Genomic DNA, 670 nt, shown 5'->3' with positions numbered 1-670 from the left:
GATGGCCCCGGGAGCGGTTGACAACAGTACCTTCACGGCGGTGTACACGCTTACACAGGCGGACATCGATGCGGGCACGTTCACCAACGTTGCGACGGCTACGGGCCAGTACAACGGAAATGTGACGGATACGGACGATGACGTGCAGAACTTTACAAGGATTGCTGCGATAAGTTTGACTAAATCGGCTGATAAAACCGCTGAGATATTGAATGGCGATCTGATCACATATACTTATGTAGTTACAAATACAGGGAATGTAACCATCAATGGTATCAGTTTGAATGATGTACACCCCGGTACAGGGACCTTAAGTGCACCATCCACTTCTGATCCTGTAAATAATGTTGCCCCTGGTCAGACGGTAACTTACACAGCAACCTATTCTGTGACCCAAGATGATATTGATAATGGCGTTGCTATCACAAACGTTGCAACAGCAACAGGTGTTGGTGCAGATGGAAGCCCAGTTGAAGCAATTGATGATGCTACCATTACTCCTGAACCGGCTCTTGCAGAGATTTTGATAGAAAAAACCGGATTGTACAACGACACTGACGGGGACGGCAGGGCGAGTGCGGGCGACCAGATCACGTATACCTTTACAGTTGAGAACACGGGCAACGTGACCTTGACCGGAGTTGTGGTGACGGATCCACAGGCGACTGTG

At 49.3% G+C, this 670-nt stretch carries 1 protein-coding gene and 1 pseudogene; both read left to right on the top strand.

Translation table 11 applies throughout. The features are described from left to right. Position 1 precedes the first annotated feature (1 nt). A pseudogene (locus ACFSKV_RS20555) lies at positions 2 to 109 on the top strand (DUF7507 domain-containing protein); the annotation flags it as partial. 33 nt (positions 110 to 142) lie between these two features. Further along, the coding region (locus tag ACFSKV_RS03415; RefSeq protein WP_465270306.1) for a DUF7507 domain-containing protein at positions 143 to 670 on the top strand (528 nt) is incomplete at its 3' end.

Origin of the sequence: Shivajiella indica (assembly GCF_042683085.1) — a bacterium.
In the GTDB taxonomy this organism is placed as follows: domain Bacteria; phylum Bacteroidota; class Bacteroidia; order Cytophagales; family Cyclobacteriaceae; genus Shivajiella; species Shivajiella indica.
Note: the sequence above shows the minus strand (reverse complement) of the source record. Positions and strands in the feature narration are given on the sequence as shown.